The organism is Nocardia sp. JW2 (assembly GCF_051843015.1).
Lineage (GTDB): Bacteria > Actinomycetota > Actinomycetes > Mycobacteriales > Mycobacteriaceae > Nocardia > Nocardia coubleae.
In genome coordinates, this window is the sequence record NZ_JBPXLK010000004.1 from 192,338 (window position 1) to 216,673 (window position 24,336).

The window sequence follows — 24,336 nt, forward strand, 5'->3', positions numbered from 1 at the left end:
TCCAGGAGCCGCAGATGTCCCTAGCCGTAGACCCCGACCAGCAGGCGCTGGCGGAATCGGTCGCCGCCTTCGCCCGCAAGATCGCTCCGCTGTCGCGGACGCGCGAACATCTCGCCGACTACTCGACCGGCGCCGGACCGTCCGACACCTGGACGGCTCTGTGCGATCAGGGATTACACGCACTGCACCTGCCTGCTGTCCACGGTGGCGACGAGTGCGGGCTGGCCACACTCGCGGTGGCGGTCGAGCAACTGGGTGCGGCGCTGTTCCCCGGCCCGTACCTGCCGACTGTGACCGCGAGCGCGCTCGCTACTGCGGCGACGGACGCCCCGGCACTGTTGACGGCGTTCAGCGCGGGCATGACCGGATCGGTCGTCACCGGCGCAGGACTTCGCGCCGAACCCGACGGAGACAGCTGGGTGGTATCGGGGACCTCCGATCCGGCACTCGGTCTGCCCGGCGCGCAACGAGTGGTGGTGCGGGCCGATATCGACGGTGCGGCGAGCCTGTGGTTCTGGTTCGACGCGGTCGCATCGGGCTCGTCGGCCCACGTAACCACCGCCGAGGCCGTCGACCTGACCCGCTCCCTGGGGCGCCTCGCGTTCGACGCCTATCGGGTGGAGCCCGCGAACGTGCTCGACGGCATCGACCCGGCCCTCGCCCAGCTGTGGACGACCACCCTCGCCGCGGCGGAGGCGACCGGAATCTGTCGTCGGCTGCTGGACACCACCGTCGACTACATTCGCGTCCGGCATCAATTCGGGCGCCCGATCGGCAGTTTCCAAGCGGTACAACACAAGACGGCACTGATGCTGGTGCGCGCCGAGGTGACGACCGCGACGACCTGGGATGCCGGTCGCGCAGAGTCCCAATCCACCGAGCAGCGCCTTCTCGCCGCCGCGAACGCCGCGCTGACCGCTCTACCCGCCGCGCTCGATCAAGCGGTGGACTGTGTGAGCCTGCTCGGCGGCATCGGCTTCACCTGGGAACACGACGCCCACCTGTACTGGCGGCGAGCGATCGCGTTGGCCGCCGCGATCGGCGGCGAGGACACGGCGGCGCGCGAGCTGGGACAGCAGTGCCTGCGTGCCGAGCGCGACTTCACGTTCGTCACCGCCACGACCTCGCCGGCCCTGCGTTCGACCGTGGGCGCCGTGCTCGACGAGGTCATCGCCTTGCCCGACGACGAGATCCCCTCGGCGGGTTGGGCTCCCGCGCGTGGCGGATCCCGTCGTTCCCGGCTGGCCGCCGACGGCCTCGTCGCCCCGCACTACCCACCCCCGTACGGACTCGGCGCCGGTCCGGCCGAACAGGCTGTGATCGCCGACGAATTCGCGCGGCGAGGTCTCGCCCAACCGGAGCTCGGCATCGGCGGATGGGTGCTGCCCACCCTGATCGAACACGGTGACGACGAACAGCGCGCGCGGTTCGTCACCGACACGCTCCTCGGCCGGATCATCTGGTGTCAGCTGTTCTCCGAGCCGGGAGCGGGTTCGGACCTGGCGGGACTGTCCACCGCCGCGCGCAAGGTCGAGGGCGGGTGGGTGATCACCGGGCAGAAAGTGTGGAATTCCCAAGCACAGGAAGCGGATTGGGCGGTCTGCCTGGCTCGCACCGATGCGACCGCAGCCAAACACGCGGGCCTGACCTACTTCCTGATTCCGATGGACGCCGATGGTGTCGTCGTCCGTCCGCTGCGTCAGGCCACGGGCATCTGGGAGTTCAACGAGGTCTTCCTGGACGAGGTCTTCGTTCCCGACAGCCAGGTGGTCGCGAATCCGGGCGACGGTTGGCGGATCGCGGTCACCACCCTGTCCAACGAACGATTCGCCATGGGCTCGGCCACCTTCGGTCACGGCTCGAGCGCGCTGGTTCGCCGGCTTCTGGATTCCGGTGACCACGCGGGCACTCGCGACGACGTGGTTCGTGTCCTCGGCCGCAATGCCGCACGCGAGCTCTCGGTCGCCGCACTCAACCTGCGCAATGCCGTAGCGGGGACGAACGGTATCGCTGGCGGCGATACCGCGGGCAACAGCGTTCGCAAGGTCTGGCACGCCATCGCTCAGCGCGATGCCACCCGCGCCCTGGTCTCGGTTCTCGGGCCGCGCGCCGCCGTCGGCCACCCCGAACAGCCCTACACCTTCGACTTCCTCGGCCTGCCCGCCATCCTCTTCGGTGGCGGCACCATCGAGATCCAGCTCGATATCATCGCCCGCCGGGTGCTGAAATTGCCCCGGTGACTACTGGTGCCGGACTCTCGCGCGGAGTGCGGTGCGTAGCCCGCGCCGGATCGTTCCCGGCGCGGCGGGGACCGCGGTGGCGAACTTGCGTTCGGAGGCGGTTTCGGGCGCGTCGTCGGTGGTTGCCAGCAGGAAGGAGTCGGGGAGTGCGAGTTTGTTGATCGTGCGCAGGGTGAGCAGGTACTGCCGGGGCAGCGGGCCGGTGGTGTAGGGCAGGTCGTATTTGTCGCAGATCGCGCGGACCCGGACCGCGATCTCGGCGTAGCGGTTGCTCGGGAGGTCGGGGAAGAGGTGGTGCTCGATCTGGTGGGAGAGGTGGCCGCTGAGGAAGGCCAGGATCGGGCCCGCGTCGAAGTTGGCGCTGCCGAGCATCTGGCGCAGGTACCACTCGCCGTGGGTTTCGTGCTCGATCGCTTCCGGGGTGAACTTCTCGGCGCCGTCGGGGAAGTGGCCGCAGAAGATCACGACGTAGGCCCAGAGGTTGCGCAGCGCGTTGGCGGTGATTCCCGCGGTGAGCGTGCGGCGCCAGCGTCGTCTGCTGAGGATCGGGAAGAACAGGTAGTCCTTGGCCGTCTGCCTGCCGATCTTGCGGACCAGTGCCCGGGTGTGCGCGGTCTTCTCGGCGTCGGTCGCGGCGCGGTCGCGTTCGGAATACAGCCCGTGCAGGGCGATGCCCCATTCGAATGTCGCTGCCAGGAGCAGATTTTGCAGCGGTTGCAAAAGCAGGCGTGGTCGCCATCGCTGGTCCCTGGTCACCCGGATGACGCCGAATCCGACGTCGTCGTCCATGCCGACCACATTGGTGAACATGTGATGGCGGTAGTTGTGCGAGTAGCGCCATTGCGACGACACTCCGGCCATGTCCCATTCCCAGGTGCGGGAATGGATTTCGGGATCGTTCATCCAATCCCACTGGCCGTGCGACACATTGTGGCCGATCTCCATGTTCTCGATGCTCTTGGCCGCGGCCAGCGCCGAGGTGCCGACGACCCAGCCCAGTCGTGAGCCGGCGCCCGCCAGGAGCAGTCGCGCACTCGCGTCGAGGATGCGCTGGAAGGCGATCGTGCGCCGGATGTAGTCGGCGTCGGTGGTGCCGCGCCGTTCCTCGATGTCGCGTCGGATCGTGTCGAGTTCCTCGCCGAGGGCTTCGACATCGGCCTTGCTCAGGTGCGCGTAGACCGCGACTTCGGTGATGGCCATGATTCCTCGCTGGTCGTACCGTGATTCTACGCCGTGGTCGAGGATCCGACAGCAGGCGTCCGCCGACGCCGGCTGTTCGGTGGCGCCTGGTTGTTTCGGAATCAGCTCTGGTCGAGGTAGTTTTCGACGGCCGTGCCGACGGCTCGGGCGACGGTGGCAAGCGCTTCGGGTGAGGTGGTGTTGTCCGGTGTATCGGCCGGGGTGTGGAAGGCCGGAGTGATCCCGACGAACGACATCAGCGGCGCGGGACTGGCATCGGCCCACAGTTGGCCTTCGCCGAACCACTTCGGCGGGTTGAGGATCGGTGCCAGCCCGGCCGTGGCGAGGGCCTTTTCCACTGGGCCGTAACGGCTTTCGTCCATCCTGACGAACAGTGAACGCCCGACGGCCGGGATGTGGTGCGGGTCGGTCACCGATGGGGCGAGTTCGAGCGGTGCGTCGGGTGTTTTCCGCACTCCCAGTGCGACATTCGCGCCCAGATGCACTATCAGAGCGGGATCGATGTCGAAGGTGCGCAGGTAGTGTTGCAAACCGATGTGGTGCAGGATCTCGTGTCCCGGCGCTCCGACGACGACCACCGGGTGCCGGCCGGCGAAGCGCTCCGCGAGCGCGAACGCGACCGCGATACCGGTCGCGCGTTCGGCCGCGCATCCGAACCAGCCACTGAGCGGTGTCGCGAGTAGGAGGGGCTCGGCGTCGGCGTTGTCGGCGGCGAAGGTGGCGATCACGTTCGTGCTCGAGCCCGCGACTGTCTGGGCGGAGAAGCGCAGGTGGACCGGTTTCGAGGCGAGGTCGTCGGCTACTCGGCCGGGGACCAGGACCACGGGCATCCGGCCGACGACGGTGGGATAGCGGTTGGGCATCACCAGCTGACCCAGGGGATTGAGAGTCGCGATCACCGCGGCAGCCGCACCCGCATTCTCCGCAGCCGTGATCGCGGCGTCGAGGTCGGCGGAAGTGCGGTCGCCCTCGGTGGCGTGCACGGCGGCCGTATACGGGGAGTCGGTCTCGAGCACGCCGACGCTCTGGTAGTACAGCGCGTCCGACTCGACCGGCTCTCCGTCGATGGTCACCTGGGTATTCGCGACGTAACGGTCGAACGTGAATCGTTGGTATTCGATGCTCGCGCCCAGGCGGGTCAACTCATCGGCGAACAGCGCGTTGGTGTCGTGGTCCACGTCGGTGCCCACGCGATGCTCGCCCATGCTCGCGTACTTCTCGACGAACTCGTAGAGCCGGGTCGCATCGGCCCATGACCGCTGTGGCGAAGTCACCGGGATGCCACCACCCGGATCATGGGCGGGTGCACGAGGCTCCGGCCGACCAGGCAGTACCGCTCGGTGAGTTCGGCTCGGTAGCGCTGTTTCACCGCAGGTTGCCGGGCTTTCCACTGCGCCGTCGTGGCCATCCGTCGAGCGTAGTCCGCCGCGACGGCGGGGCTCCGCAGGCTGTGCGGAGGGTCGAGCAGCGAGTACCGTGAAAAGCCGGGGACCACCGTTCGGGCCGGTGCACCGTGTGGGCCGCGCTCGAGCACAACCAAGGGGCATCCGATGCCGATATTCATGGTGGAGCGGCAATTCGCCGAACAGCTCGAGGTGGCCCCGGAGACCGCCGCGGAGATCAACCGGATCAACGACGAGTTCGGGGTGCGCTGGCTCAGTTCGTTTCTGTCGCTGGACAAACGTAAGACGTTCTGCCTCTACGAGGCCGACAACGTCGAGGCGATCCGCGCCGCCGCGGTCCGGGCCGGAATCCCCGCCGACGCCATCATGGAACTGTCCGGAACCATCACCCCGGACGGAGCCTTCGCTCCGCTGTCCACCGCAGACGGGCTTGCTTCCGGCTAGAGCAGTCCGTGCTCGGTGGCGAAGATGGCGGCCCTGGTCCGATTGGGCGCGGCCGTCTTGATCAGGATGCTGCGTACATGGTTGGCGGCGGTGTTGGCGCTGATGAACAACCGCTCGCCGATCTCGCGATTGGACAGTCCGTCGGCGACCAGGCGGAGTACATCCACCTCGCGGTCGGTCAGCCCGTTCGGGAGCGTCAAGTGCTCGCGGTGCGGCGCGGGATCCGCGTCCAGATCCCGCAGAATCCGACGGTGTCCTATCCGCCGCGCCAGCGCGCGTGCCTCGGTGGCGAGGTCGGCGGCGGTGGGTCCGGGCACGGCGGCGGGACGACGGAGCCGGTGCCGGTACCAAGCCGCCAATGTCTCGGCCTGGTGAGTCACCGCTCCCATCCGGCGGTCCATCGCGAGAGCGCGCTCGAAGTGCATGTCTGCACCGCCTGCATCGAGCACCGAGTCCAGTTCGGCGAGATAGCGATCCGCACTGCCGAATACCGCCACGCTCGCACCGGCCATCAGATTGGCGCCGGCGTACTCGGCCATCAACGGGCGCAGGGTCGCCGCCACCTCGGTGTCGTCGAGCCGGACCGCCGCCTCGGTGGCGAAAGCCAGCACGCCCGCCCATTGGGCGCCGAAACGGTGATCGGCGAGTCGTTCGCAGAGGTGAGTCAGCAGTCGCGCGGCCGGCTGCCACATCTCCAGTTCCGTGTACAACGCCAAGAGTCCCGGCAACCAGTGGTCGTCGAAGCTCTCATCGCCGGACACGAGCGGACGAACCTGCTCCAGCCCACCGGTGACCCGCCGGAGCATGAACTGCTGCACACCCCACGAGCCCTCGGTGGCGCCGCCGAACTCCTGGGCGAACTGGTCGTCGAGCCAGTCGATGATCCGCTCGGTGCCAGCGAAGTCGCCGACGGCGAACCGGTGCGCGCAGCGCGAGCATCCGGCGACATACCGGAAGAACGGCTGACCCCGAGCCAACGCCAACTCGGTCAGGTCGCGCTGGGCGCTGCTCCACGCCACCGCGTCGCCGAGCAGGTAGGCGAACACCGCGCGGTGGAAGGCGGCGGGTCCCCGGTAGTCGTCGTCACCGAGTCGTGCCCCGATGTCGTTGAGCTCCATCGCCCGTGCCAGCAGTTCGGGTGCCAGATCGGGGCGCATACCCTGCCAGAGCGTCGTGCACAGGGCGTGCGCGAGGAGTTCCGGATCACCGATGACCCTGGCCCGCGCCAGCGCATCCTCGCCGATCCGGCGGGCCCGCCGGGAATCGCCGGTGAACGACGCGGCGCGACCCATGCTCGCGTGAGCGCGTACCGACAGGGGGTCGTCGGGATCCAGCGCGGCGGCGCCCAGCGCCTCGCTCAGCAGCGTTAGCGAGCGCTGACCACTCGCGGAGGGCCGCCACGACGCGTTCTCGTGCCCGATCGCGGCGGCCAGCCGAACGCGCGGATCCCCGTCCGTCGCGAGCTCCTCGTAGAGCCGACGGGCGGTGTCGAAGTCGCCGCCGTGCAGGCGACAGCGCGCCGCCGCCGAGAGGAGCTCGACCCGGGTCGGTCCGCGCGCGGCATGCGCCTGCGCGGCCCGCTCGTACAGCGCCGCCGCCTCGCGATGAGCGATGCCGCGCTCGGCCTGGCGGGCCGCGAGCACCAGATAGTGCACCGCTTTGTCCGCGTATCCGAGAGCACGGGCCCGGAAATAGTGATGAGCCAGCGCGGCCACCCGGGTCGGGTCGCGTTGCTCGAGGGCAACCGCGACCCTGGCGTGCGCGGCCGCGAGATCGCCGGCCGACATCCGGTCGAGCACGGCCTGGCGAGCGAGAGCGTGCGCGAAGCGATACTCGCCGTCAGCGGTCCGCGCGACGAGAAGTCCGGCGCGCACACCGAAGTCGATTCCCGCGAGGACCTGGTTCGAGTCGAGTCCGTCGGTCAGGATCTCGGGGTCGACGACATCACCGGCGACCGCCGCCAGTTCGATCACCCGCGCGTGGTCCACATCGAAGGCCGCCAGCCGACGGGCCAGCGCGTCCTGGACCGATCGCGGTGCGGCGACAGCGGAACGTACCGCGGTCAAGCCGCCGCGGGTCGCCAGGTCGTGCCAGTACTCCTGGAGGAAGAACGGATTCCCGCCGGTGTGGTCGCGCAGTACCGGCGCCGCCGACAGCGCCGAGCCCCGCGACACCCCGGCCGCCCGGACGAGGTACTCGGCCACCTCATCGGTGCTGAGTCCGGCGAGGTCGATCCGGGCGACACCGTCGAGCCGATGCAGATCGGCGAGGGCGAAGCTCACCGCATCCGTGCGGTCCGGTGCGGTCGTCCGAAGCGTCGCCAGCACGAGTAACCGCTCACCGGCAGTGGACTCGACCAGATGGGACAGCATCGCCAATGTCGGTTCCGAGGCCCAGTGCAGATCCTCGAGGACGAGCACCAGCGGGCAGCGCTCGGCGGCCGCCAGCAAGACCCGCATGAGGGCGTCGAAGAGGGCGGGTCGCGAGTCCCGGTCACCCGGATTCGGTTGCGCCGACGGCCAGTACCGCGACACGCTAGAGGTGAGCCGCAGTAGCGGGGCAGCCGCGGCGGGCGCGACAGCGCGCAGAGCTTCGGGCGGGGCCTGCTCGATCGCCTGCTCGAGAATCGCGACGAAGGGCCGGTACGGGATGTCGAGGTCCTCGCGGCACGCGCCCCACAGCACAGTGGCGCCGTGCGCGCGCAACGCGGTGGCCGCCTCACTCACCAACCGGGTCTTGCCGACGCCCGGTTCACCGCCGACGAAGACGACCTGCCGCCGATCACTCTCGACCGCCGCCCACACGGCCTCGAGCCGCGCGACTTCCGCGCCGCGACCGACGAAGGCCGTACCGCTGCTCGGCGACGCCGATTCGGTCACTCCTCGACCTTAGCCGGATTCGACGACCACCGAGATAGTCCGATCTGACCCCCTCTCGCCCCCGCCGATCCGATCAGATCAGGTCAGGTGCGTGGCACCGGTTCTCCGTAGCGTCACAGGTAACGCCGACCGAGGAGCACGCCATGGCCACGAGGATCGAAGACCTGCCCATCGAGGTCGCCCAGGGCGAGTTGACCACCCGGTACATCGAATGGGGCGATATGGCGGTCCGGTACGCCAGCGTGCCGCCCGAGACCGACTTCGGCCCGGTCCTGCATGGCCTTCCCGACGACCGTTGCCCCAGCCCGCACTGGGGAATCGTGCTGGAAGGATCGTTGCGGCTCGAGCACGCCGACGGCACGGTGGAGACCGCCGCCGCGGGGGAGGTCTACCACTGGCCTGCCGGGCACACCGCCACCTCCGCCGGGGGAGCCGTCTTCCTCGAAGTCGGCCCGGTGGCGCAGATGCGTCAGTTCCACGACCACGTCCTGCGCCTGTTCGGCTGACCGCCGCACCGGCCGACCCCCAGGGAGCAGAAATGAACGGCACACCAGCACTGACCATGCTCGAAGCGGTACGCGGCGAGGTGATCACCGCGCAGTCACCCGGCTACGAGCAGGCCCGTTCGGTCTACAACGGGATGATCGACCGCAAACCCCTCGCGATCGTCGGCGCGGTCGACGTCGCCGACGTCCGCGTTGTCGTCGACACCGCCCGGGCGAGCGGCCTCGACCTCGCAGTGCGTGCGGGCGCGCACAGCGTGCCCGGTTTCGGCACCGTCGACGACGGCATCGTCTTGGACCTCAGCGCGATGAAGGGTATCCGCATCGATCCCGAGCGGCGGATCGCCCGGGTCCAGGCGGGCTGCACCTGGGGCGACTTCGACCACGCCGCACACACATTCGGTCTCGCCACCACCGGCGGCATCATCTCGACCACCGGTGTGGCCGGCCTGACGCTCGGCGGCGGCATCGGCTACCTCGCCCGCGCCTACGGGCTCTCGATCGACAACCTGCGATCCGCCGACGTCGTCCTGGCCGACGGCACCTTCGTCACCGCGAACGCGACCGAGCACCCCGATCTGTTCTGGGCGTTGCGCGGTGGCGGCGGCAATTTCGGTGTGGTCACCGAGATGGAGTTCGACCTGCACCCGGTGGACACCATCTACGGCGGACCCATGTTCTTCGAGCTCGAAGCCGCCGAACAACTGCTGCGGACCTACCGCGACTGGATCGCCGCGGCACCGCGTGCGATGGGCGCCTTCCCCGCCTTCCAGATCGCCCCGCCGCTGCCGTTCATCCCCGAAGACCGGGTCGGTGAGCCGTTCGTGCTCCTGGTGTCGTGCTTCAACGGCAGTGACGAGGAGGCCGAAGCACTGCTCGCGGAGCTGCGCGCGGTCGCGGCACCGGTCGCCGAGCACGTGGGCCGGATGCCCTACCCGGCTCTCAACGGCGCGTTCGACGCGCTGCTGCCCGCCGGACTGCAGCACTACTGGAAGGCGGCGTTCCAACCCGAACTGACCGACGGCGCCCTCGCCGCGCACCTGGAGTTCGGTCCACGGGTGCCCGCCATGCAGTCCACCATGCACCTGTACCCGATCGACGGCGCCGTCCACGACGTCGCGGCGGAGGACACCGCGTTCGCCTACCGGACCGCGAACTTCGCCCCGGTCATCGCGGGCATGTGGCCGGACGCGGCCGACAACGAAGCCAATATCGAGTGGGTGCGCGGCTACCACGCCGCGCTCGAACCGCATACCGCCGACGGCGGCTACATCAATTTCATGGCCTCCGACGACCAGGGCCGCATCCGCGCCAACTACGGGCCCAACTACGACCGCTTGGCGGCGGTCAAGAAGGCCTACGACCCGGCCAACCTGTTCCATCTCAACCAGAACATCGCACCGGCGAAGTAGGACCACGGATGCGCGGCCGATGGGCCGACGCGCGGCGAATCAGGCCGTGTGCGCGGAGTCCGGCGAGGTCGCGGTGATGCGTCGTCTGCGCGACGGGACCATCGAGGTCGGGTGCGAGACGCTCCAGGCCGCGCTCTTGCAGACGAACTCCTTGAGGCGCGCGGCCGGTCGCCCGGTGAGCGCGGAGGACTTGGGCCGGTCGTCGGGGGTGACCCACTGCACGAGGGCGTCGCGGCGGCCGAGACTCACGCACTGGCCGGTGTAGCCGATATCGTTGCGCGGCACCGCGCGTCCGGTCAGGCGGGCGGCGATGGCGTCGGCCGCCTGGTACGCCGTGGGGACACCGGAAGCGCAGGACATACGCAGCGGGTCACCGCCCGCGCCGGGGGCGAGTGCGGCATCACCGACGGCATAGACATCGGGATGCGAGATCGAGCGCATCGTCTCGTCGACGACGATCCGACCGGTGTCCGACACGGTCAAGGTGGTGGTCGTGGGGATCGGATGGACCGCGAAACCTGCTGTCCACACCGTCATCTCGGCCTGGATGACATCACCGTCACCGGTGACGGCACCGCTCTCCTGCACGCGGGCGATATCGGTGTGCTCGCGCACCGTGATGCCGAGCCGGTCGAACGCGGCGCGCAGGTGTCGGCGCGCTTTGTCGCTCAGCCAGTCGCCCAGGCCGCCGCGCGCGACGAGCACGACCCCGAGATCCGGTCGGGCTTCGGCGATCTCGGTGGCCGCTTCGATGCCGGTGAGACCACCGCCGACGACCAGCACGGACGCGCCGGCGCCCAGGCTCGCCAGCCGCGCGCGCGTGCGGAGCGCGGACTGCTTGCCCGCGATGTCGTACGCGTGCTCGGCCACACCCGGCGCACCGGAAGCGGCGGTGCTGCCCAGGGCGTAAACCAATGTGTCGTAAGCGATCTCGTCGCTGTCATCGACGGAGACCGTCTTGTGGTCGACATCGATGGCGGTGACCCGCCCCAGCCGCACGCTCACCCCGGTACCCGCGAAGACCTCGGTCAGCGGGCGGCTCTTCAGGTCCTGTCCGGCCGCGAGCTGGTGCATACGGACTCGTTCGACGAACTCCGGGTCGGCATTGACGACGGTGATGTCGACGTCGGCCGGGTGCAGCCGCTTGGCCAGACGTCCGGCGGCATTGGCTCCGGCGTAACCGGCGCCGAGAACGACGATGCGATGCTTCATGGTCTCACTCCTGTCTGGGTGGTGTTCGCTTCCTGAACCGGACAGCGATGCGAAACCTGACAGGACTGGAGTGTGAGCTAGATCACCATCCCGTGAGGAGTGGGTCGGCGTGCTGGTCCGTCGCCCAGTACCGGGTTGCCCGCTCGAGCTTGGCCGGGTTGGCCTGGGTGTGCACGGCCACGATCCCTTCGGTCGTCACCTCGAAGGTGATGAGGGCGACGATGCGGTCGGCGGCCACGATCACCAGTGCGGGAACACCATTGGCGATCGCGGCATGCAGATCGGCGCGGCCGCCGATCATCGCCCACTTGTGCTCGTTCGGCACGAACAAGCGGCGCAGGAACCGTGCCACCTGAAGCGAACCGGTGATCGGCCGGTCCAGCGACGGGACCACGCCACCGCCGTCGCCCGCGCTGATCACGTCGTCGGTCAGCAACCGGATGAGCGAGTCGGTGTTGCCGCTCAGTGTGGCGGCAAGGAATTCCTCGACCACCTTGCGCGCGGCCGCCTCGTCGACGTGCACGCGCGTCCGGCCGTCGGTCACATGCTGTTTGGCGCGCCGGTAGATCTGGTAGCTGTTGGCCTCGGTGATATCGAGGATGTCGGCGATCTCGTTGTGCGCGTAGCCGAATGCCTCGCGCAACACGTACACGGCGCGTTCCCTCGGCGAGAGTCGTTCCATCAGGGTGAGTACGGCCATCGACACCGACTCGCGCTGCTCGACGGTGTCGGCCGGGCCCGCGATCGGGTCGGTGGCGAAGACCGGCTCGGGCAACCACTGGCCCACATACGCCTCCCGGCGCACCCGCGCCGATGTGAGCTGGTTGAGGCAGATATTGGTGAGCACCTTCGTGAGCCAGGCGGCGGGCGTCTCGACGAAATCGTGGTCGGCGGCGTGCCAGCGCACGAAGGTGTCCTGCACCGCGTCCTCGGCATCGCTCGCCGAGCCCAACAGGCGATACGCGATCGCCTCCAAACGCGCCCGTGAGTTCTCGAACTCCGCGAGCTCGCGCGCACCAACCGACATGGGATGAAGCTAGTGGGTCCCGGACCGGTCCGCGAACTCGGGCGCTACTGGCAGTTGCGTTCGTCGCTCCCGTCGCCGCAGTCGTCGTCACCGTCGCACAACCATTGTTTCTGAACGCACCGGTCGTTGTCGCATGTGAATTCTGTCGGTTCACAAGGAAACCGACCGCTATGGCATTCGGTGCGAGTATTTCCCGGACCGAATTCGAAGAACACCAGAGCGCCGGTGCCTACGATGGATTCTGCTTCGGCCGGTGTGACCACGAGCGCGAGCGATAGGGCGGCGGACCCGAGCATTGTCGCGAGAACGGAAACAGCACGCATGAAAACCCTCCATAGCTAGTGGGGGACACGCTTGCGGAAATGGGGTGTTCCAGCAGTGTATGACGATGACGGGGAAATTCTCACAAGGGGCATGAGTGGTTGCCACGGAGGAGCACGCCGGCGCGGTCTCAGCGGAAGCCGGGTTCGACGTAGCGCTCGACGAGCAACCGCTCTTCGGCCGGATCGTCCAGTGGCCAGGTGAGCAGAGACATCACGACTCGAACGATCCATCGCGCCGCCGCTTCGTCGGGGACCACACCGGTGAGCGCGGTCGCGAATCTGCCGAGTTGCGGTGAGGCCGCGAGATAGCTGTCCGCGCGGGTGGCGCGGGACCGCGCGTACCACTGGGCCGATACCGGATTCGTACGGACCGCGTCGACGGATGCGAGGATCGCTTCTACGACGCGGCGTGAGCCGTCGAACGGTTCGATGGCGACGGCGACCTCCTCTGCGACCACGGAAGCGGCGCGCGTGATCACGCCCTCGACGATGGCCGACTTCCCGCCGACATGCCGGTACAGCGTCGCTCTCGAGCAGCCCGCGCGCGCGGCGACCTCGTCGACATTCACTGCCTCGATGCCTCGTTCGAGAATCAGGGCGGTCGCCGCGGCGTGGATTCGTTCGGCGGCGATGTCGCGACGACGCCCACCGGCGAGCCAATCAGCCCGATCATGACCTGTGATGGGGTGCCTCCAGCAGTTGGAACGGACTCTGCGTTAGATCTCATAGTGAGACAGAGTTGCGATTGTGTCTATCGGGCCCTCCACAAATGGGTCCGCCGACCAGCTTCGATGGCCTGAGCTTCGCAGGCATTGAGACAAATGAAACCGCAGGTAAAAGCGGTGAATCGCAATTCTCCACGTGATCTTGACACGCCTGTTTCGGCCGTGGACGGTGATGCTACTGAAACACGTTCTACTGATGGGTTTGGAGTAGCTGATGGGCGTCATGCCGCTGGACGAGATCGACATCTTCGATTCGGATCACCTCGAGAATCCGTACCTCCTGTACCGATCGTTGCGTGAAACCGCGCCGGTTCATCGGGTTCCCGGCACCGACTTCTTCCTCGTTTCGACGTGGGAGCTGGTAACCGAAGTCGTGCGTCGCACCGAGGACTTCTCGTCCAATCTGACCGGGGTACTTGTCCAGCAATCCAGCGGCCCGCCGACGACTTTCGACCTGGACGGCGGTGGACAAGCGGTGCACGTCCTGGCGACCGCCGACGACCCGACCCATCTGGCTCACCGCAAGCTGGTGTTGCCGGTCCTGGGTAAGCGGATCCGAACTCTCGGCCCCACCGTCGGCGAGCTGGTCGATCGTTTGTGGTCCGACGGAATGCGTGACGACCGGATCGACTGGGCCGGCGAGATGGCTGATCGTTTGCCGCTGGCAATGGTCGCGCACCTGATCGGACTGCCCGAACAGGACGTGCCGCAGCTGCTCGTCTGGGCTTACGACAGCACCGAGATGCTGGGCGGTGTGGTCGGCGAAGGGCAGCTGGGCAGGCTGTTCGCATCGGCGGCGGAACTCGCTCAGTACCTGCACTACCAACTGCAACGTGCCCGACAAGATCCCGGCGACGACCTACTCGGGGTCTTGGCCCACGCCTGCACCACCGGCGAGATCTCCGAGGAAGTCGCCGTCCTGGTCTTGGTGCAACTGGTCGGAGCCGGGGGAGAGTCCACCGCAGGTCTGATCGCCAGTGCGGCCAGAATCCTGGCCACCCGCCCGCATCTCCAGGAGCACTTACGAGCGCAGCCCGACCTCGTCGCTCCGTTCCTCGAGGAGGTTCTGCGGCTCGAGTCCCCGTTCCGCGGCCACCACCGGCACGTCGCCACCTCGACGACCCTCGGCGATATCGAGTTGCCAGAGGGCAGCCATCTGCTGCTGCTCTGGGGCGCCGCGAATCGCGACCCCGCGCGCTTCCCAGCCCCGGACGAAGTGGACATCGATCGGAAAAGCCTGACTGGTCATCTCGCATTCGGCAAAGGCGCCCACTTCTGCCTCGGATCGGCACTGGCTCGAACGGAGGCCCGGGTCGCGATGACCACGCTGCTCGAACGCAGCAACAACTTCACTCTCATAGAGGACGACCAACCACTCTGGGTACCAAGCATTTTCGTGCGCCGTCACCGGACCTTGCCGCTACGCATACACTGACTCGCCAACGCGTCGCAATGGAGATCCGGTGGTCTCCTACCCGTACGAAACGCCGGTCAGATCCTCCGAGATCTTCCAGAGTCGCGAGGCGCTGTCGGTGTCGCGCAGTGGTTTCCACAGCTTCTGCTCTCCGGGCGGGCCGCCGACTCGGCCCGGCCATTGTGGACCGTAGAAACCACCGTCTTTGGATTCAGGAGTGACCGCGGCCATGAGCGCGGGAAGTTTCGCGCTGTCCACGGTTCCCGCGATGATTCCGTGCGCAGAAAGCCAACGGATGATCCGTACCTGCATGGTGTCGCCGCTCCGTCCGATTTCCGGGCGTGCTGCGAGCAGGCTTGTCGGTGCGACACCGGGATGAGAGATATTGCTGGTGATTCCCCAATTTTTCGCGCGGCTGAGGCGACCGAGTTCGAGCCCGAACAGCCCACACGCGAGCTTGGATTGCCGGTAGGACCGCATTCCGTCGTATTTCCGTTCCCAGTTCAGGTCTGCCCAGTTGATCTCGGCGTTGCGGGCCGCCACGCTCGATTGCGTGGTCACCCGCGCGTGACCGGCGCGTAGGAGTGGTAGGAGGTGGCCCGTGAACGCGAAATGACCGAGGTGGTTGGTGCCGAACTGCAGCTCGAATCCATCGGTGGTGGCCTGCCGCTCGGGCGGGGTCATGACGCCCGCGTTGTTCAGCAGGAAATGGATCGGTGAACCGTCGGCACGCAACTGCTCACCGAGCGCCGCGATCGACGCCAGCGAAGACAGGTCCAGATCGCGCAGAAAAAGTATCGCGTCAGGGTGCTGCTCGCGAATCTTCGCAATGGCCGCTTCGCCTTTGCGGCGATTACGGACGGGCAGGACGACTTCGGCGCCCGCGCCGGCGAGCATCGTCGCGATACCGAGTCCGATGCCATCGCTTCCTCCCGTCACGACCGCTCGTTTACCGGAAAGGTCGGGGATCGCGATGTCGTAGTTTTCGCGCACCATGGGCTACTCCTGATGTCGACCTGCGCTTGCACCGTTTCGGTACCTCAGGACGAGCCTTCCGCTCGCTACGGAACTTATCCAGGACTCGACGATCAGTGGCTGAGAGACCGCGTCCCGACGGAGAAGGGGGAAGATGTACAGATGATCGATCGAGCGGGACTCGCGGAGTTCCTCCTTGGCCGACGGCAGGCATTGCAGCCCGAGGATGTCGGTCTCCCGCGTGGCAAACGTCGTCGAACTCGTGGGTTGCGGCGCGAAGAGGTCGCCACGCTGTGTCACATGTCCCCGGACTATTTCGCGCGTCTCGAAAGAGCAAGCGGCCCGCAGCCTTCCGAGCAGATGATCGCATCCATCGCGCAGGGCCTGCACTTGTCGCGGGACGAGCGCGACCATCTCTTCCGCCTAGCCGGGCACCAGCCGCCGAGCCGAGATGGCGACAGCGAGTTCATCAGTCCGGGCATGATGCGGATTTTCGACAGACTGACCGACGACACTCCGGCCGAGATCGTCACCGAACTCGGTGAAACGTTGCGCCAGACTCCGCTCGGTGTCGCGCTCGTAGGCGACCTGACTCGATACACCGGACCGTCGCGCAGCATCGGATACAGATGGTTCACCGATCCAGCGGCCCGTGCCATCCACCCTGCCGAGGACCACGAGTTCTTGTCGAGAATGTATGTCTCGGGTCTTCGGGGCGTGCTCGCCCTTCGTGGGCCGACATCCAAAGCTGCCCACCTCGCGGAGTTGCTCACCTCCGAAAGCGAGCAGTTCCGCACCCTGTGGAAACACCACGAAGTCGGCATCAAACCACGAGCGGTCAAGCGATACCTACACCCGACCGTCGGACCACTGGAACTGAACTGTCAAATCCTTCTGGACCCAGACCAATCGAATCTATTGCTCGTCTACACAGCGGTACCAGGAAGCGAGAGCTACGAGAAACTACAGCTGCTGTCCGTCATAGGTGCGACCACGCCTCTCGAGGCGCGTTGAACCCAAGACAGCTCCTCCCGAACCAGATCTTCGGCGGCGATGGAACCGCCACGCCGGGGCGCCCCTCGGTGCAGATCAGAAGCCTGGTCCGTGAGCTCGGTCCGCGCGGTGGGAGCGTGCGGCCTGCATGTACTCGCGCACGGTCATGGCCGCTCGCAGTCTCGTGATGAGCTCCGGGTGGCGGGGGTCGAGTCCGGCGAGTCGGTAGATCCGGCGGAGCCGATAGTCGACGGTGTTTTCGTGGATGTGCATCTCACGTGCCGTGAGCCGACGATGCAGTCCGTTGTTCAGATGGACCCGCAACGTGGTCACCAGCTCGGGATCCACCGCGACCCCATCGAGCGCAGCTTCGAAGCGGTCGCGGCCGGGGCCGGGACGCGTCAGCTGATATTCGACTGCGAGATCGTCGAAATGGTACAGCCCTGGCCGTTTTCGGAGTCTGCGCGCGACGTCGAGCAATTCGTGGCCGACTTCGGTGGCCGCCGGAATACCGTCACGCGCTGCCTCGATCGCGATCACGATCAGTGATGTCCGCGTGAGCATGTGCCGAATGGTCTCGGTATCCGGCGTGCCGTGAATCAAGACGGTGCCACCGAGCGTGCTGTGGAGCGCGGAAATAGGTTGTGTGAAAAGGTCTTCCAGCATCTCGACGAAATTGCCGGGTGAAAGAGTCCCTTGTCCCGACGAGTGGGTGGCCACGGACAAGACGAGGTACCGCTCGGTGAGTGGTGTTCCGTGTTCACGGGCGACCGCGGACGCGTTTCGCCCGCTGAGCAGGGCACGGGCGACTGCCTGCCGACCATGGTGATCGGCGACGAACCGATCGACCTCGAGATAGACCCGGTAGATCGTCGTGTTGACCGTTTGCATCGCCTCCATGATCTTGGCGACATTGCCGAGGTTCTTTTGGTATCTCGGATTCGAGGTGTGGTCGTTGAGATGAACACGAAACCCTGTCTGCACGAGCCGGTGGACGGTTTCGATGGGAACACCGGTGGTCGCCCATCGTGCGGCAGCGGGGCGGAGCGCCGCGCGTACATCGTGTTCGCGCGCGCCGCTCACCAATTCCAGACATTCTTTGACAACGGCATGTATTTCGTCGTGCAGGACATTGCTGGGCGCATTGTGCGGGCGAATCGCGTGCAGAACTCCGTCGACGATCCGCTGCGTCGCCCGCGAGATCTGCGCGGACGGCGCGGTCGGTAAGGCACTGGTGTCGAACATGATCATCGTTGGTGTCGGCCGCATCTCCGAAAGTAGGGTCACGACAGTTTGGCGTGCACAGGACCGCATCGTCACTCCACTGAGCGACGATTACGAGTAGCAACACGTTGTAGTCGGAGACGTTCGTTGCACCGTGCGCTGAGATGACGGTGACGAAATTGGTGCGGACGCCAGGGTTTGGCCGTATTCGACCGGACCTACCACTGCAGGCCTGTCTTCGGAACACAATCGGGGCATGCTCGTCGAAAAGCCTGTTTCCGTGCGACCCGCTCTGACTGCCCGCATGCTCGCTCGATGGCCGCAGATCTCCGAACGCATGCTCGCGGAAGGTCTCGGTGCGACCACGCCCGCCGACCTACCCGCCGACCACTTCACCGCGGAGGTGCTGCCGACGATCCTGACCTGCGGCCGTGCGGTCTTGGAGGCCATCGCCGCCGGTCGTGACTTCAGTCAGGCCGAGGTGGCGGTCTTCGTCGGACCCGTCGCCGAACGGCACGCCGAGGACCGGCTGCCGCTACGCATGCTCATCGCCGCGATCCACGCATCGGCGAAGTCGTTGCTGGCCGAGGCATCGGCCTTGGTCGAACCGGACGAGATGGACCAATTCCTGATGGCATTCGGCAGACTTCTCGATCTGCTGCGCGATATCAATCTGACGGTCGTGGAGGCATACACCGAGGTCGAGCGCTCGATCTATCACGCCGAGCGGGAGGCGCGTCGCGAATTGTGCTCGGCACTGGTGCGGGGCCTGCCCGCCGAGGAACTCGCGGCCCGCGCGGACACGGTTCTCGCCGATCACTACACCGTCTTGGCGATACACCTGAATGAACCGCCGCTGACGGGCAGCGCCGCGAATCTGGTGGCCCGGCGCCGAATCCGGGTGCTACAGAACGCACTCGACGACCTCACCGGCACCACCACCCCCGCCACGTTCGACGGGAAGAGTGGAATCGCGTTGGTGAGCGACAGCGCCGAGACCGGCACCCTCGAATCCCAACAGTTCGACCGACTCGCCGCGCGACTGTCGGAGCAATTCGGCGTCACCGTGTATCTGGCCGAACTCCCCGGCATCAGCCGTGCGGATATCCCGACCGCCGCCGAAGACGCGATCGAACTGACCGAATTGGCGCGCCTGCGCGGCAGACCGGGTGGCTGCTACCGGCTCGACGATCTGCTGCTGGAGTATCAGCTCACGCGTCCGGGCCCCGCGCGAGCGAGACTGGCCCAACGCGTGATTCCGTTGTTGGCCAGCCCCCATCTGCTCGACGCGCTGGAAGCCCACCTGCACTACGGCGCCGACCGCAAAACAGCATCCCGTCGCCTCCACGTCCATCCCAACACCTTCACCTACCGACTGCACCGCATCGCGGAACTCACCGGCCTCGACCCCACCGTCCCCCGGGAATCCCGCATGCTCGCGGCCGCCCTCACCGTGCACCGACTCGACTCGTCCCGACGCGCGGTGGATTGAGTCACGCCTATCCGGTGGTTCGGGTCGACGTAACCCGCTGGTCGACGAGGCCTCAGGAATGCGTCTTCCGCAGCGCCCGCTCGGCGGCGTTCGCGCCACACATACCGTGCGCACCCGGGCCCGGCGGCGTCGCCGCAGAGCACAGATAGTGGCCGGGGAGGCCGATGTCGTAGGGCTGGAGGGTCTTTCGCGGGCCGAAGACCAGCTGCGGGATGTCCTTGGCGCCGGTCATGATGTTGCCGCCGACGAAATTCGGGTTGCTCGCGGCGAATTCGGCCGTGCTGTGGACCGACATGCCGATCACCCGCTCGCGGAAGCCGGGGGCGAAGCGCTCGAGTTGAGCGATGATCGCCTCGGTGGCGTCACCGGTGTAGCCGTTGGGCACGTGGGCGTAGGTCCACACGGGGTGGATGTCACCGACCGAGCGGCCGGGGTCGGCCAGATACTGCTGACCGACCAGGACGAAGGGGCGCTGTGGCAGCCGGCCCGCGTGGATGTCGCGTTCGGCCGCGGCGATCTCGGCGAAGTCGCCACCCAGGTGCACGGTGCCCGCCCGTCGCGCGGCGGGCGCGGTCCACGGGACACCACCCTCGACAGCGAAGTCCACCTTGAAAGCGCCCGGCCCGTAACGGAATCGGCGGTAAGCGCGGGCGACACGGGCGGGTAGCCGGTCGCCTAGGATCTCGGCGACCGCGGTCGGCGCGAGATCCCAGATCGTGATATCCGAGGGCGGCAGGTCCGACGTCGAGCGCACCCGGACACCGGTTTCGATCTTGCCGCCGTGGTCACCGAGGACCGCGGCCATAGTGTCGGCGATGCGCTGAGAGCCGCCGACCGCCACCGCCCACCCGTATCGGTGGCCCGCGGTGAGGATGCCGAGACCGATACTGGCACTCAGCGGCCGGTGCAGCGGATGGAAGGCGTGCGCGGCGACACCGCCGAACAGCGCCCGACCCTGCTCGGTGCGGAAGGCCCGCGCCAGGAAAGTGGCGGGCAGCGTCGCGGGAATCCCGAAGCGCGCCAGCCGGATCGGATGCCGGGGCAGGTGCAGCAGCGGCCGCATGATGTCCGCGCTGGTGAGGTCGTAGCCGGCCACCGGGCCCTCGAACAGCTTGCGCCACAGCCGCTCGTCGACGCCGAGTCCGGCGGCGGTGTCGCAGACCGAGCGGTGCAGCACCCCCGCGCTGCCGTCGTCGAGGGGGTGCACGCAATCCAATGCCGCATGCGCCCAACGCAATCCGTACCGTTCCACGTCGATGCCGCGCAGGAAGGACGAGCCGACGGCCATCGGATGGATGGCCGAGCAGTGGTCGTGCAGCAGGCCGGGCACGATCGCCTCGTGGGAGCGGGTGCCGCCGCCGGCGGTGTCGGCCGCTTCCAGCACTGTCACTTCCAGGCCCGCCCGGGCCAGGGTGATCGCCGCCGCCAGCCCGTTGGGGCCGCTGCCGACCACTGTCGCCGTCTTCATCGACTCGTCCTGTCTGTCTGCGGTTTCCGGGCTATTCGGCGGGCTGGACCGTGGTATCCGCGCGGCGGGACACGATCGGGGCGTCGACGTCTTCGCGCCGCCAGGTCACCTGATGGGGGATGGGACCACCGGGCAGCCACGGCAGCGCCTCGACCGCGTCGGCGACCCGCCAGGTGCCCCGCTCGATCACGCCGACGGCGGCGTCGATCACCATGTACTCCTGGGTGGGTTTGTGGATGGGCTGCGATTCGACCCAGACCACGATCCATTCTCCGGGCGCGAACCCGACCCGCTGCTGGACCGCCTCGATCAGGTCGAGATTGTGCAGGTGCCCGTCGCCGAAGTTGAAGCCGATCAGCGAGTTGCAGGCGAACTCGGCTTCGCGCACGGTCCAGCGGTCGATATCGGGAATGTGCTTGTACAGCAGGGAGAACAGGCCGCGGCCCTGACTGTGCATGGAGCGCCAGCCGATGGTCTGCTGCATCGTGATCTCGGCGACGGCAGGCTCGTAACCCATGGCCCGGAGCTGTTCGAGCTGGTTGAGCGTGGGCCGATGCTCGATGGTGTTCAGCTTCTGCTCCGCGCCGGGCGCGAAGGCCCACAGCGCCGAGGCCCAGTTGCCGGCGTACTGACGCATCGACGGCAGGAACGACACCAGGTCCGGGCGCAGGTTCCCGACGATCGGGAAGAACGCCAGCCCCACGACGATCGCCAGGGTCAACCACGGCGAGGACATGTCGAACACCGCGTACCCCTCGCTGTTCGGGTAGCCGAGGAACAGGAACACCGTCAGGTAGGCGAACAGGATGTTCCATTCCAGCGGTACCGCCAGCGGAAAGGTGGAGGTGATGAACAGGTGGAACACGACCATCATCGCCACGCCGGCCAGGGTGAGCCAGTGGTTGGTGGAGAACAGCAGCACGATCGGGGTGACCACCTCGACGGTTGTGCCGCCGACGTGCGCCATGAACGCCGCGAGCCTGGAGGGGCGGATATCGTGCGGGAAGTCGCGGTAGTGGGCTCGCTTGACCGACCGGAACGGCACGGAAGGGCTGTTGGACACCATCGGCGGCACGACATTGGCGAAGTGCTTGCCGAACTTCGACGCCCCGGCACCGACCCACACGATCACGATCAGCAGCTTGGCGGCGATGATCATGTCGGTGAACGGCAGCAGGGCGAAGAACACCAGCGCGGGCAGATATTGCTCACCACGCGCGGCCAGGAAGATCGTCTTGTCCCGCAGCCCGCACAGGATGTACAACGCGATCGCGACGATGAGCAGCGCGGGACTGATCAGCCCGGAAGTGTTGTCGGGTAGGCGTTCCAGCAGCGACTGGGATGCACGTCCCGGCGCCAGCAGCGCGAGCCCGAGCGCCGCGAGGAAGCCGAGGTACAGCGCGACATCAAGGGGTGTGCGGGTGTTGCCCGCGGTGAACGGCACCCGCCGCCACGGTCGTAGCCGGATGGTTCCCGGCCGGGCGAAGAACAGCACGCCACCGGTCATCGGCTTGAATTTGCCCGCCAGCGGACCCCAGGACCCGGCCACGCCGATCGCCTCGAGCAGTACAGTCCACACCACCAGCTTCTGGTAGACGATCGGCTGATCCCACCAGGCGCCGATGTCCCAGAACGGGCCGGTTCCCGAGGTCAGCGTCGACACCAGGACGCCGCCGAACATGTAGAGCACCAGCAGTTTCAGCACATAGACGGTGTGGATCATCTTCGGTGTGCCGAAGCCGTATTCGACCCAGTGCAGGGCCAAGGTGCGCACACGGTCGCGCAGTGGCAGATCGAGAAAAGTCTCCGTATCCACCGGGGGGAAATCACCTGTTTTGAACCCCATTGTTCTCATGCCTTTCTTGTCGTGTTCCGGGCGCGCGCGACCGCGACCGGAATTGCCTCGAATTCCGAATTACCTTCCGGTGGAGTGTGTTCAGGCGGTCGCCGCGATTGCGCGGAGCCGGTTCTTGTCGATCTTGCCGACGGGATTGCGCGGCAGTTCGGTGGTGAGCACGATCGCCGCGGGCACCTTGAACGCGGCGAGCCGCGCGCGGCAGTGCTCGGTGAGTTCGGCGGCGGTCACCGCGCCGGTGGTGACCACGTGCGCGACCGGCACCTCCCCGAGCACCGGATCGGGCGCTCCGACCACCGCCGCCTCGTGCACGGACGGGTGGGTGTAGAGCGCGTTCTCGATTTCCTTCGGGTAGAGGTTCTCCCCACCGCGGATGATCATGTCCTTGATCCGGTCTACGAGGACCAGATAACCATCGGGGTCGAAATAGCCGATATCACCGGTATGCAGCCGGCCATCGATCACCGTCTTCGCCGTCTCCTCGGGCTTGCCGAGGTAGCCGCGCATGACATTCGGTCCGCTGATCACCACTTCGCCGCGTTCCCCGGCGGGCTGCGCGACGCCGTCGAGGTCGACGACCTGCACGGTCTGACCGGGCAGCGGCAGGCCGACCGTGCCCGGTTTGCGTTGTCCCGACGCCGGATTCAGTGTCGAGGCGCACGTGCCCTCGGACAGCCCGTAGCCCTCCACGACCGGGACACCGAAGCGGTCCTCGAACCGGGCGATGAGCTCTGCGGGCATGGGTGCCGCGCCGCAGATCGCCAGCCGCAGCGAGGAGGTGTCGGGACACAGCTCGGCGGGCTGGGCCACCAGCATGGCGTAGATGGCGGGCACGCCGGAGAAATAGGTCGGGCGGACCCGCTCGACCAGGTCGAAGAAGCCGGTCGCGGAGAACTTCCCGGCAATCGTGGTGTGTCCTCCGGCCAGCAGCGGCGACAGCACGCTGACCACGATCCCGTTGACGTGGAACAGAGGCAGGATCAGCAGACTGTGGTCGGTGTCGTCCAGGCCGAGCGCGCCGATGACCATCGCACACATGGCGGCGAGGTTGTCGTGGCCGAGCAGCACGCCCTTGGGGCGGCCGGTGGTACCGCTGGTGTAGATGATCAGCGCCAGACCGTCGCGAGGGGCCACTGCCGCGACCGGGCCGGCGGAATGCGCCAGTTCGGCCACGTCGAGGGTGGTCCCGGCTCGGCCGGGGTCACCGACGACCACCAGTGCTCGCGAATCGGCGATCTGAAAGCTGATGTCGTCGTCGGTCAGTCCCGGGTTCACCGGTGTCACCGCCGCACCGAGCTGCCAGGCGGCGAACAGCACGACCACGAGGTCGACGCGGTTGGGCAGCACCACCGCGACCACGTCACCCGCACGCACACCCGCCTGGCGCAGCACCGAGGCGGCGCCGTGCACCCGCTCCCGGAACTGCGCGTTCGTCAGCGCGGTGGTGTCGTCGGCCAGGCACGGCGCGTCCGGCGCGGAAACCGCTCGGGTGGTGGGCAATTCGACGATCTGTCGCATGATTCCTCACGAGGCTGAGTGTGATCTGA

General features: G+C 67.3%; 20 protein-coding genes. 8 read left to right on the top strand and 12 right to left on the bottom strand.

Translation table 11 applies throughout. The features are described from left to right. Positions 1-14 precede the first annotated feature (14 nt). On the top strand, positions 15-2,240 hold the full coding sequence (locus tag ACSVDM_RS08515) for an acyl-CoA dehydrogenase (RefSeq protein WP_439263889.1): 2,226 nt from the start codon (positions 15-17) through the stop codon (positions 2,238-2,240). On the opposite strand, the gene ACSVDM_RS08520 is transcribed toward ACSVDM_RS08515, so the two are convergent. The 3 genes from ACSVDM_RS08520 to ACSVDM_RS08530 all read right to left on the bottom strand — a co-directional run bounded on the left by ACSVDM_RS08520 (position 2,241) and on the right by ACSVDM_RS08530 (position 4,848). After that, complete coding sequence (locus ACSVDM_RS08520) at positions 2,241-3,440, bottom strand: fatty acid desaturase family protein (protein ID WP_439263890.1); 1,200 nt, start codon at positions 3,438-3,440, stop codon at positions 2,241-2,243. Between the two features lie 101 nt (positions 3,441-3,541). Beyond that, on the bottom strand, positions 3,542-4,714 hold the full coding sequence (locus ACSVDM_RS08525) for a hypothetical protein (RefSeq protein WP_439263891.1): 1,173 nt from the start codon (positions 4,712-4,714) through the stop codon (positions 3,542-3,544). Beyond that, positions 4,711-4,848 (bottom strand): hypothetical protein, encoded by a 138-nt coding sequence (locus ACSVDM_RS08530; RefSeq protein WP_439263892.1) that lies wholly within the window; start codon positions 4,846-4,848, stop codon positions 4,711-4,713. Before ACSVDM_RS08530 ends, ACSVDM_RS08525 begins: the two co-directional genes overlap by 4 nt. A 142-nt stretch (positions 4,849-4,990) precedes the next feature. Here ACSVDM_RS08530 and ACSVDM_RS08535 point away from each other — a divergent pair, with 142 nt between their 5' ends. Next, entirely contained in the window at positions 4,991-5,287 is a 297-nt protein-coding gene (locus ACSVDM_RS08535) for a DUF4242 domain-containing protein (RefSeq protein WP_439263893.1), read from the top strand. On the opposite strand, the gene ACSVDM_RS08540 is transcribed toward ACSVDM_RS08535, so the two are convergent. Next, positions 5,284-8,166 (bottom strand): ATP-binding protein, encoded by a 2,883-nt coding sequence (locus ACSVDM_RS08540; protein WP_439263894.1) that lies wholly within the window; start codon positions 8,164-8,166, stop codon positions 5,284-5,286. The two genes, ACSVDM_RS08535 and ACSVDM_RS08540, sit on opposite strands and share 4 nt — an antisense overlap. Positions 8,167-8,309: 143 nt before the next feature. On the opposite strand from ACSVDM_RS08540, the gene ACSVDM_RS08545 reads away from it, so the two are divergent. Together ACSVDM_RS08545 and ACSVDM_RS08550 are read left to right on the top strand one after the other, a co-directional pair. Then, complete coding sequence (locus ACSVDM_RS08545; RefSeq protein ID WP_439263895.1) at positions 8,310-8,672, top strand: hypothetical protein; 363 nt, start codon at positions 8,310-8,312, stop codon at positions 8,670-8,672. A 32-nt stretch (positions 8,673-8,704) separates the two neighbouring features. Continuing rightward, positions 8,705-10,081: an FAD-binding oxidoreductase gene (locus ACSVDM_RS08550; RefSeq protein ID WP_439263896.1), complete on the top strand. Its 1,377-nt coding sequence runs from the start codon at positions 8,705-8,707 to the stop codon at positions 10,079-10,081. 39 nt (positions 10,082-10,120) lie between these two features. On the opposite strand, the gene ACSVDM_RS08555 is transcribed toward ACSVDM_RS08550, so the two are convergent. The 3 genes from ACSVDM_RS08555 to ACSVDM_RS08565 form a co-directional block, all read right to left on the bottom strand. Continuing rightward, on the bottom strand, positions 10,121-11,293 hold the full coding sequence (locus ACSVDM_RS08555) for an NAD(P)/FAD-dependent oxidoreductase (protein WP_439263897.1): 1,173 nt from the start codon (positions 11,291-11,293) through the stop codon (positions 10,121-10,123). A gap of 82 nt (positions 11,294-11,375) precedes the next feature. Next, positions 11,376-12,320, bottom strand: a complete 945-nt coding sequence (sigJ, locus tag ACSVDM_RS08560) for an RNA polymerase sigma factor SigJ (protein ID WP_439263898.1) — start codon at positions 12,318-12,320, stop codon at positions 11,376-11,378. Positions 12,321-12,771: 451 nt separating this feature from the next. Next, positions 12,772-13,326 carry a TetR/AcrR family transcriptional regulator gene (locus ACSVDM_RS08565; protein WP_439264020.1) on the bottom strand — a complete coding sequence of 185 codons (555 nt, stop codon included), beginning with the start codon at positions 13,324-13,326 and terminating at the stop codon, positions 12,772-12,774. 256 nt (positions 13,327-13,582) lie between these two features. On the opposite strand from ACSVDM_RS08565, the gene ACSVDM_RS08570 reads away from it, so the two are divergent. Then, entirely contained in the window at positions 13,583-14,803 is a 1,221-nt protein-coding gene (locus ACSVDM_RS08570; RefSeq protein WP_439263899.1) for a cytochrome P450, read from the top strand. Positions 14,804-14,839: 36 nt separating this feature from the next. Here the strand turns inward: ACSVDM_RS08570 and ACSVDM_RS08575 are convergent, their stop codons facing one another. Continuing rightward, a complete protein-coding gene (locus tag ACSVDM_RS08575) occupies positions 14,840-15,778 on the bottom strand; it encodes an SDR family oxidoreductase (protein WP_439263900.1) in 939 nt (312 codons plus the stop codon). Positions 15,779-15,919: 141 nt separating this feature from the next. Between ACSVDM_RS08575 and ACSVDM_RS08580 the strand changes: the two genes are divergently transcribed. After that, positions 15,920-16,771: a helix-turn-helix transcriptional regulator gene (locus ACSVDM_RS08580; RefSeq protein ID WP_439264021.1), complete on the top strand. Its 852-nt coding sequence runs from the start codon at positions 15,920-15,922 to the stop codon at positions 16,769-16,771. Positions 16,772-16,846: 75 nt separating this feature from the next. Here the strand turns inward: ACSVDM_RS08580 and ACSVDM_RS08585 are convergent, their stop codons facing one another. Continuing rightward, positions 16,847-17,314, bottom strand: coding sequence for a PucR family transcriptional regulator (locus tag ACSVDM_RS08585; RefSeq protein WP_439263901.1), 468 nt, complete (start codon positions 17,312-17,314; stop codon positions 16,847-16,849). A 192-nt stretch (positions 17,315-17,506) separates the two neighbouring features. Here ACSVDM_RS08585 and ACSVDM_RS08590 point away from each other — a divergent pair, with 192 nt between their 5' ends. After that, on the top strand, positions 17,507-17,977 hold the full coding sequence (locus ACSVDM_RS08590; RefSeq protein WP_439263902.1) for a hypothetical protein: 471 nt from the start codon (positions 17,507-17,509) through the stop codon (positions 17,975-17,977). 301 nt (positions 17,978-18,278) lie between these two features. Next, the gene (locus ACSVDM_RS08595) at positions 18,279-19,466 is read left to right on the top strand and encodes a PucR family transcriptional regulator (RefSeq protein WP_439263903.1); all 1,188 of its coding nucleotides are present in this window, start codon (positions 18,279-18,281) and stop codon (positions 19,464-19,466) included. Between the two features lie 52 nt (positions 19,467-19,518). On the opposite strand, the gene ACSVDM_RS08600 is transcribed toward ACSVDM_RS08595, so the two are convergent. The 3 genes from ACSVDM_RS08600 to ACSVDM_RS08610 form a co-directional block, all read right to left on the bottom strand. Then, positions 19,519-20,934 (bottom strand): phytoene desaturase family protein, encoded by a 1,416-nt coding sequence (locus tag ACSVDM_RS08600; protein ID WP_439263904.1) that lies wholly within the window; start codon positions 20,932-20,934, stop codon positions 19,519-19,521. 31 nt (positions 20,935-20,965) lie between these two features. After that, entirely contained in the window at positions 20,966-22,780 is a 1,815-nt protein-coding gene (locus tag ACSVDM_RS08605; protein ID WP_439263905.1) for a DUF3556 domain-containing protein, read from the bottom strand. 90 nt (positions 22,781-22,870) lie between these two features. Then, positions 22,871-24,307 carry a class I adenylate-forming enzyme family protein gene (locus ACSVDM_RS08610; RefSeq protein WP_439263906.1) on the bottom strand — a complete coding sequence of 479 codons (1,437 nt, stop codon included), beginning with the start codon at positions 24,305-24,307 and terminating at the stop codon, positions 22,871-22,873. Positions 24,308-24,336: the final 29 nt, after the last annotated feature.

Coding starts and splice junctions, on each gene's coding strand:
- ACSVDM_RS08515 (WP_439263889.1), top strand. CDS start 15: ATGTCCCTAGCCGTAGACCCCGACCAGCAGGCGCTGGCGGAATCGGTC.
- ACSVDM_RS08520 (WP_439263890.1), bottom strand. CDS start 3,440: ATGGCCATCACCGAAGTCGCGGTCTACGCGCACCTGAGCAAGGCCGAT.
- ACSVDM_RS08530 (WP_439263892.1), bottom strand. CDS start 4,848: ATGGCCACGACGGCGCAGTGGAAAGCCCGGCAACCTGCGGTGAAACAG.
- ACSVDM_RS08535 (WP_439263893.1), top strand. CDS start 4,991: ATGCCGATATTCATGGTGGAGCGGCAATTCGCCGAACAGCTCGAGGTG.
- ACSVDM_RS08545 (WP_439263895.1), top strand. CDS start 8,310: ATGGCCACGAGGATCGAAGACCTGCCCATCGAGGTCGCCCAGGGCGAG.
- ACSVDM_RS08550 (WP_439263896.1), top strand. CDS start 8,705: ATGAACGGCACACCAGCACTGACCATGCTCGAAGCGGTACGCGGCGAG.
- ACSVDM_RS08555 (WP_439263897.1), bottom strand. CDS start 11,293: ATGAAGCATCGCATCGTCGTTCTCGGCGCCGGTTACGCCGGAGCCAAT.
- sigJ (WP_439263898.1), bottom strand. CDS start 12,320: ATGTCGGTTGGTGCGCGCGAGCTCGCGGAGTTCGAGAACTCACGGGCG.
- ACSVDM_RS08570 (WP_439263899.1), top strand. CDS start 13,583: ATGGGCGTCATGCCGCTGGACGAGATCGACATCTTCGATTCGGATCAC.
- ACSVDM_RS08575 (WP_439263900.1), bottom strand. CDS start 15,778: ATGGTGCGCGAAAACTACGACATCGCGATCCCCGACCTTTCCGGTAAA.
- ACSVDM_RS08580 (WP_439264021.1), top strand. CDS start 15,920: ATGATCGATCGAGCGGGACTCGCGGAGTTCCTCCTTGGCCGACGGCAG.
- ACSVDM_RS08585 (WP_439263901.1), bottom strand. CDS start 17,314: ATGCTCACGCGGACATCACTGATCGTGATCGCGATCGAGGCAGCGCGT.
- ACSVDM_RS08595 (WP_439263903.1), top strand. CDS start 18,279: ATGCTCGCTCGATGGCCGCAGATCTCCGAACGCATGCTCGCGGAAGGT.
- ACSVDM_RS08600 (WP_439263904.1), bottom strand. CDS start 20,934: ATGAAGACGGCGACAGTGGTCGGCAGCGGCCCCAACGGGCTGGCGGCG.
- ACSVDM_RS08605 (WP_439263905.1), bottom strand. CDS start 22,780: ATGGGGTTCAAAACAGGTGATTTCCCCCCGGTGGATACGGAGACTTTT.
- ACSVDM_RS08610 (WP_439263906.1), bottom strand. CDS start 24,307: ATGCGACAGATCGTCGAATTGCCCACCACCCGAGCGGTTTCCGCGCCG.